The sequence below is a fragment of the Thiomonas sp. TH-17 genome, assembly GCF_057473305.1.
In genome coordinates, this window is sequence record NZ_JBYCKI010000212.1 from 1 (window position 1) to 6,676 (window position 6,676).

Below are 6,676 nucleotides of genomic sequence, written 5' to 3' on the forward strand. Positions count from 1 at the left end.
GAATTGCTGCCGCATAACTGGGCAAAAACCAACACCCCTGCCGCCAGCACCTGACCTTCACTTCGGGTGTCAAGAGGGGTTGGCGGGACGCTTACAGTCTATGTACAAGACCAGGCGACCTACGGCCCACTGCACTTAACCGGCGGCTTGCGCCTGACCTCGCTCCAGTTCCTTGAGAACAGCGATTATGGCGTGGCCAACGACACGACTTACACCCATGTTTCCTCACGGATCGGTGCCACACTGGATGTCGCAAAAGGTGTTGCCTTGTATGCGGGTTATGCGACCGCATTCCGTGCGCCTTTTGCGTTCGTTGGTTTACAGACGCCGAAGCCGGAGACTTCCAACAACGTCGAAGGCGGGATCAAGTTGGCACTACCCGAAGCTGGCCTTTCGGGCACGCTGGCCCTGTTTCACCAGACGCGTGACAATGTCGCTACCGCTGATCCCGATCATGTGGGCTATTACATCCAGAGTGGGCAACAACAGGCCAGAGGTGCGGAAGTCGATCTGGTGTGGGAGCCGACGCCGGCCTTCTCGCTACTCGTCAACTATGCACACACGAACACGCGCGATGAGGGCGTGGCCCCTGGCGACAGGCTCGCGCGCGTACCCACGAACAGCGGGCGGGTTGCAATGCGCTATCGAATCCTCAACGGGGCGGCAAAGGGGCTTTCGTTCGGGGTGGGCGTTACGGCCTTCAGCTCGCGCGAATTGACCCTTCCCAACACCATCGCTGTACCCGGCTATGCCGCAATTGACGCGCAGGCGGCTTATGACATTGGCCGGTTCACTCTGGGACTTTCCCTGGTCAATCTCACTGGACGACAGGCCTGGGATCCTTATTCCTACATGGGGTATCCCGTCGTTGCACCCAATCAGCCGCGATCAGCCTATCTCACGCTTAAGGCCAGGATCTGAAGGTGACTAAATTCATGAGGCACTTGGCCGCCATGGCGGGCCTTGGCGTGATCGCTGCGTTGATGTCGATATCCGCCGCTATCGCGCAGACAACGGCAAGTCACGGGATGATCATTCCACTTTATGCAAAGGGCCAAATCGCGTCGTTAGGTGTCCCGGAAACCCAAGCAAAGGTGGGCGGGACGGGCGATACCCTGATTTTCAATGTGAGCGAACCGACGCTGGAATTGTTCCGTCCCGCGCCCGGACGCGTCAACGGCACGGCCGTGATCATCGCTCCCGGCGGCGGCTTCGTTGGACTTGATTACCACGATGAGGGAGTGGCCATTGCGCGTCAATTCGTGCAGCGCGGGGTGACCGCACTGGTACTCAAGTACCGCACCATACTTAGCCCGGACAATTCCACACACATGCCCGCAGCCCATATGAAAGCGATGGAGCTGATTATGGCCCGGGCAAAAAGCGGCAAGCCCGTTGAGGTACCGCTCTTCCCCGGCGAGAAGCGCGCAGTGGAAGATGGCGCACGCGCCATGATGATCGTGCGCAGCCATGCGGCAGAGTGGGGCATTGATCCCAGGCGGGTGGGCTTCGTCGGCTTTTCCGCCGGTGCGTTTCTCGCTGTCGATCTTGCGATCGGAAACAAAGCGACCCGACCCGATTTCGTCGGCCTGCTTTATGGTGGGCTGCGCACGCCCGTTCCTGCCGATGCATCGCCTGCCTTCATCGCCGCTGCTGCCGACGACGACTATTTGCCCAACGACAGCGTGCAGCTCTACATGGCCTGGCGCAAGGTCGGCGTGCCTGCCGAACTCCATGTCTACGAGCACGGGGGCCACGGGTTCGACCTCAGGCCGAAGGGCACGACAAGCGACCACTGGTTCGACGAATTAGTCTGGTGGATGCAATCTCGTGGCTTGATGGGGCATGTGAGGGAGTCATTGAAGTAGTGCAAGTATCGACGGGGCAATGGGCATTACGCACCTTCGCTTTTTTCCGTGCGATACCTCTTGGGTGCATGCCAGGTCCTCACCGGGCGGCTATTGCCTCACGTCCCATACTCAATTTCAGATGCCATAAAAAAACCGCCTGAGATGGCGGTTCTGGGGCTTATGGTGCCGGTGAAAGGAGTCGAACCCTCGACCTTCGCATTACGAATGCGCATAAAACCACAAAATCGCCACTCGGAGCGCAACCCGAAAAATCACGTAAGTTATTGAAAGTAGGACATTTTGTCCTATGTCGGCATTGATCGGGATTCGGCAACGTTGCTAGAATGCGGCTACATGGTGGCTACATGGAATGTCATGTAGCGACCTTCGACCGGAGCCAAATATGCAACGCGAACGCCTGACACCTGACCGAATCCGCAAGTTCACCTGTCCGCCTGGCGTGCAGCAGGGGTTCCTTTGGGACACCGAAGCGCCGCGCCTGGCTGTGCGCGCAACCGCAGCGGGATCGAAGGCGTTCATCTTCGAGTCGAAGTTGAACCGGCGCACTTTGCGGGTGACTATCGGCGATGTCCGGGCATGGGGCATCGAAGAGCAGCGCGATCCCGCGGGCAATGTGATCCTGCCCGGCGCGCGGCAGGAGGCCCGGCGCCTGCAGACTCTGGTCGATCAGGGCACCGACCCGCGCGAGCAGAAGGCAGAGCGCGCGGCCGCGATGGAGGCCCGGCGCGCGCAGGACCGAAGCGAAGAGGCGCCCGCGCTGGTGGCCTGGGATACCTACATGGCCGCACGCACTGCCCGCTGGAGCCCGCGCACTTTGCTTGACCATCAACGCCTGGTCGATCCGGGAGGCAGACCCAAGACACGCGGCCGCAAAAAGGGGGAGGGCGACACCACACAGCCGGGCATCCTGCGCGCGCTGCTCGCACAGCCGCTGCGCGCGATCGACAAGGCCGCTGTGCGGCAATTCCTGCAGGCCGAGGTTGACCGGCCGACGCAGGCGGGCAACGCATTTGTGCGCCTGCGCGCCTTTTTGAACTGGGCCGCAGAACAGCCCGAATACAGCGGGCAAGCGCGCGTGGACGCCTGCGCCAGCCGTATGGCGCGCGATGAACTACCGCGGCGCATGCCGAAGCAGGACAACCTGCAGCGCGAGATGTTGCGCCCTTGGTTCGCCGCCGTGCGCGCACTGCCGAACCCGGTGCACGCGGCCTACCTGCAGGCCCTGCTGCTGATCGGAGCACGGCGCGAAGAGCTGGCCGCGCTGCGCTGGGAGGATTGCGATTTTCAGTGGCGCACCCTGCGCATCGCGGACAAGGTGGAGGGTGGCCGCACTGTGCCTATGACACCCTTCGTCAGCGCGCTGCTGCTTGACCTCAAACGCCGCAACGACACGCCGCCGCCCGAATGGCGGATCATCGGTGGCAGGCGCGTGCGCAACGACCTGAAAGGCTGGGCGCCAAGCCCCTGGGTATTCAGCAGCCCGACCGCCGCATCTGGGCGCCTGACAGAGCCGCGCATCTCGCATAAGCGGGCGCTTGACGCGGCCGGGCTGCCCGACCTGAGCCTGCATGGCCTGCGCCGATCTTTCGGCAGCCTGGCCGAGTGGGTTGAAACGCCTGTGGGCATCGTGGCGCAAATCCAAGGGCACGCGCCCAGCGCGCTGGCCGAGAAACATTACAGGGTGCGGCCGATCGACTTGCTGCGCATGTGGCACTCGAAGATTGAGGCTTGGATTTTGGCCGAGGCCGGGCTCAAACAGCCCGCCGAGAAGGCTGCGCAACCGGCGCGCGTTGCTCCGCGCGGGAGTCGCAAATGATCGCCGATGCTGAACTGCGCGCCCGGTTCCTGGCCGTCGCCGAGCAGTCCCTTCGACACCAGCCCAGCGCACTGGCGCGCCTGCGTCGCGAGGTGCGCGACGAGCTCGGCTGGACGCGCCTTAGCGTGCGCGTGCCGCTGCTGGTGCGCACCGGCGACCTTGACGCGATGGGCATGCACCATCGGGTGGAGGCCCTTCTGCGCGAGATCGTTGCGCACTGGCTCCAGCGCAACGCGCCCGAGCCAGTTGCGCCGCTCGCCGCACCCGCAGCGGCAGCGGCAGCGCCGCGCAAGGGAGGGCGCCCGTCGAAGGACGCGGAGCGCACAGCCCTGCTCAAAACCATCCTGGAGAAGTTGGAGGGGTTCGCCCGCGCCGAAAGGCTGGACTTCGACCGTCAAAACATGCCCGGCCCGCTTGGCGAGTCCTGGGAGGAGAAGGGCAGCTTTCATTGGTTCTGTGCGCAGATCGAGCGCGAATTCCGGGTTCAGAAGCGCACCTTCGCGCGCATCCGCGCGGGGCTCTGCGCGGTCAAACGGTTCGCGCCGCGTGGCGACTTCTACACGCTAGCACTGCGCCACATTGCACCAAAAATGCAGCCAGCAGAAAAACAGCGGGGGGCGCAGAAGGCCTAGCATTTGCGCGGGCTGCAGGCCCGCGCACAGTGCACCAGAAACCGGTTTTTGTGGCACTGTGGCGCACTTACACGGAGGAATTTAGCGGGATTGAATGGGCGGACTGATCCAAACAGGAGCCCGCAATGCAAACCGATTTTCAACCCCCGCCAGCAACACTGACCACCGAGCAGGCCGCCGCGGCGCTGCATGTCCAGCCGCAGACATTACGCGTTGCGCTGTGCCGCTTCGGCCACTACTTTGGGGTGCGTCCGATCAAGGCGCCGAACCGGTTTTTATTGTGGCCTGCCGAGGACATCCGCCGCCTGACCGCGGGGGGTGCGCGATGACGGCCGCCACAAATGAGAAGCCCGCCGTGCAGGGCGGGCAGTTCAAAACAGCGGCAAGGCAAAGCGCACCGATTGAACAGTGGCAATTTTACGCGCTGGCCGAGCACCTGAGGGAGCACGGTGAGGATTCGGGAACGCGCGCGCAGGCTGCCGCGCATGAAGCGGGGCATGTGATCCTGTACGCCGTGCTCGGCCGCGCCGTGACTTCGTCCAAGATTTGGCGCGCGCAGTTGCCGACCCGCAGTGTTTGGGCGGGCTGGACTGACGTAGGCCCAGACCCCCGCGGCGAGGTGCCATGGAGCGCGGCCACGGATCCGGCGCGCGCGCTGGAGCTCGCAACCTGGCGCGTTGCGGGCTTCGCAGGCGAGACTGTTGCCGGGCTGGAGCATGCTTCATCGTCGCTGGACGAGCGAGCAAATGCGCAGAGCCTCTGCTCTGCCGTCGGCAAAGCGCTCCACCCCGACCGCGAAAACGCCGCCGCGCTGCACTATGCCGAGGTTTGGGCCTTCGCGTTAGCAGCCATCAAAGAGCACCGCGGAGCCTTCGACGTGCTGCGCGCGCATCTGGGCCGCACGCGCAACCTCAATCGCTTCGATGCCGCGCGACTGCTTGCTAGGGTGCCGCGCAAAACGCCGCCATGGGGCAACTTGGACTGGAGAGCCAAGCCATGACGAAGCCCACCAACCATGCCGAAGCCCGCCGCCTGCTGGACGCTGGCCTGAAGTTGATCGAACTACAGCCCATGTCGAAGCGACCAAAGGGCGAAGGCTGGAACCACCGACCCGTTACGCAGATTCGCGACGATGCGGGTGGCTACGGCCTGCTGCTCGCCGCGAATGGCCTATGCAGCATTGACCCAGACAACATCGGTCTTGCCGCCGAGGGCCTGCGCCGGTGCGGTTTTGACCTGGAAGACATCATGCAGGCCGGTGTGCGCACCAGCTCGACCCGACCCGGCAGCGGGGGGCGCTCGACGTTCAAAGCGCCCACCGCTGCGGGCTGGGTGAAGTTCTCCAGCCGCAGTGCTGGGACGATTCTGGAGCTTCGCGCGGCAAGCCAGAACCTACAGGACACCCTGCCCGGCACGGTCTACAAAACGCAGACCGGCGGGGGGCCTTACTCGCAGGACTACGCGAACGACCGCCGCCTGGACGATGCGCCCGACTTGCCGCCGAAGCTCGCCGCGTGGTGGCTGCGCTTGTCGGAAGATGTGGTGTTTCTACGCGAACAGCAGCGGCTGTTTTGCGGCGAGGGCGCACAGCTCGCTGTGTCCGCACCCGCTGCAGGCCCTGGGGCACCGCTGGCCTTTGCGTCAGCGCGGCGGGTGCCGTTCAACGCGGCGCACGTTGTGCCTGCGATCCTGGAGCGCCACGGCTACACGGAGAACGGCAACGGCCGCTGGTCGCCGCATACAGCCACGGGAGCGCCGAGCGTGCGCGAGATTCCGGGCAAAGATGGCCTTTGGCAAAGTGACCATGCAAGCGACCCGCTGTTCGGCACGTTCGACGCTTGGACGGCTTTTGTCCAGCTCGACCATCAGGGCGATCAGTCCGCAGCAGAACGCGCGTTCGACGCCGAACAGCGCAAGGCGACTGCCGATGCGTTCGACGACCTGGGGGAACTGCCTGAAACCGAGCCACCGCTAAAAATTGTCTCGCTGGCTGGCCTGGCCGCCGCTGAGCTGCTGGCGCATCGCTTCAAGCTGCAAGACCTTGTGCCGGAGGGCCATGTGACGGGCGTTGCCGGGCATGGCGGCGGGGGCAAGACCATGCAGGCGCTCACGATCGGCGCGCACCTGGCCATCGGGCGACCTTGGGCAGGACTCGCCTGTGAGAAATCGCGTGTTGTCTTTGTCAGCCTGGAGGATCGTGGGGCCATGCTGCTCCACCGACTGCGGCTGATCTGCGAAGCCTTCGGCCTGCCGATGGATGAAGGTAAGCGTCCGCCGAACCCATCTTTTCAATGAGTCTGTGCTGAGTGAAGCTTGAGTTTTTTCGGAGGCTTCATGCGATCAGACAAACTCAGTGA

At 63.8% G+C, this 6,676-nt stretch carries 7 protein-coding genes; all 7 read left to right on the top strand.

Going from position 1 to position 6,676, the window contains the following annotated elements; genetic code table 11:
• Positions 1 to 66 precede the first annotated feature (66 nt).
• The 7 genes from AC2VLV_RS12685 to AC2VLV_RS12715 all read left to right on the top strand — a co-directional run bounded on the left by AC2VLV_RS12685 (position 67) and on the right by AC2VLV_RS12715 (position 6,614).
• Positions 67 to 921 carry a TonB-dependent siderophore receptor gene (locus AC2VLV_RS12685; RefSeq protein WP_486990331.1) on the top strand — a complete coding sequence of 285 codons (855 nt, stop codon included), beginning with the start codon at positions 67 to 69 and terminating at the stop codon, positions 919 to 921.
• A gap of 2 nt (positions 922 to 923) precedes the next feature.
• A complete protein-coding gene (locus tag AC2VLV_RS12690) occupies positions 924 to 1,868 on the top strand; it encodes an alpha/beta hydrolase (RefSeq protein ID WP_486990332.1) in 945 nt (314 codons plus the stop codon).
• 385 nt (positions 1,869 to 2,253) lie between these two features.
• Positions 2,254 to 3,687 carry a tyrosine-type recombinase/integrase gene (locus AC2VLV_RS12695; RefSeq protein ID WP_486990333.1) on the top strand — a complete coding sequence of 478 codons (1,434 nt, stop codon included), beginning with the start codon at positions 2,254 to 2,256 and terminating at the stop codon, positions 3,685 to 3,687.
• The gene (locus tag AC2VLV_RS12700; RefSeq protein WP_486990334.1) at positions 3,684 to 4,319 is read left to right on the top strand and encodes a hypothetical protein; all 636 of its coding nucleotides are present in this window, start codon (positions 3,684 to 3,686) and stop codon (positions 4,317 to 4,319) included. Before AC2VLV_RS12695 ends, AC2VLV_RS12700 begins: the two co-directional genes overlap by 4 nt.
• A gap of 125 nt (positions 4,320 to 4,444) precedes the next feature.
• Positions 4,445 to 4,648 carry a MerR family transcriptional regulator gene (locus AC2VLV_RS12705; protein WP_486990335.1) on the top strand — a complete coding sequence of 68 codons (204 nt, stop codon included), beginning with the start codon at positions 4,445 to 4,447 and terminating at the stop codon, positions 4,646 to 4,648.
• A complete protein-coding gene (locus AC2VLV_RS12710; RefSeq protein ID WP_486990336.1) occupies positions 4,645 to 5,319 on the top strand; it encodes a hypothetical protein in 675 nt (224 codons plus the stop codon). Before AC2VLV_RS12705 ends, AC2VLV_RS12710 begins: the two co-directional genes overlap by 4 nt.
• Entirely contained in the window at positions 5,316 to 6,614 is a 1,299-nt protein-coding gene (locus AC2VLV_RS12715) for an AAA family ATPase (protein WP_486990337.1), read from the top strand. The genes AC2VLV_RS12710 and AC2VLV_RS12715 overlap by 4 nt, the downstream gene beginning before the upstream one ends.
• The last annotated feature ends 62 nt before the right edge of the window (positions 6,615 to 6,676 follow it).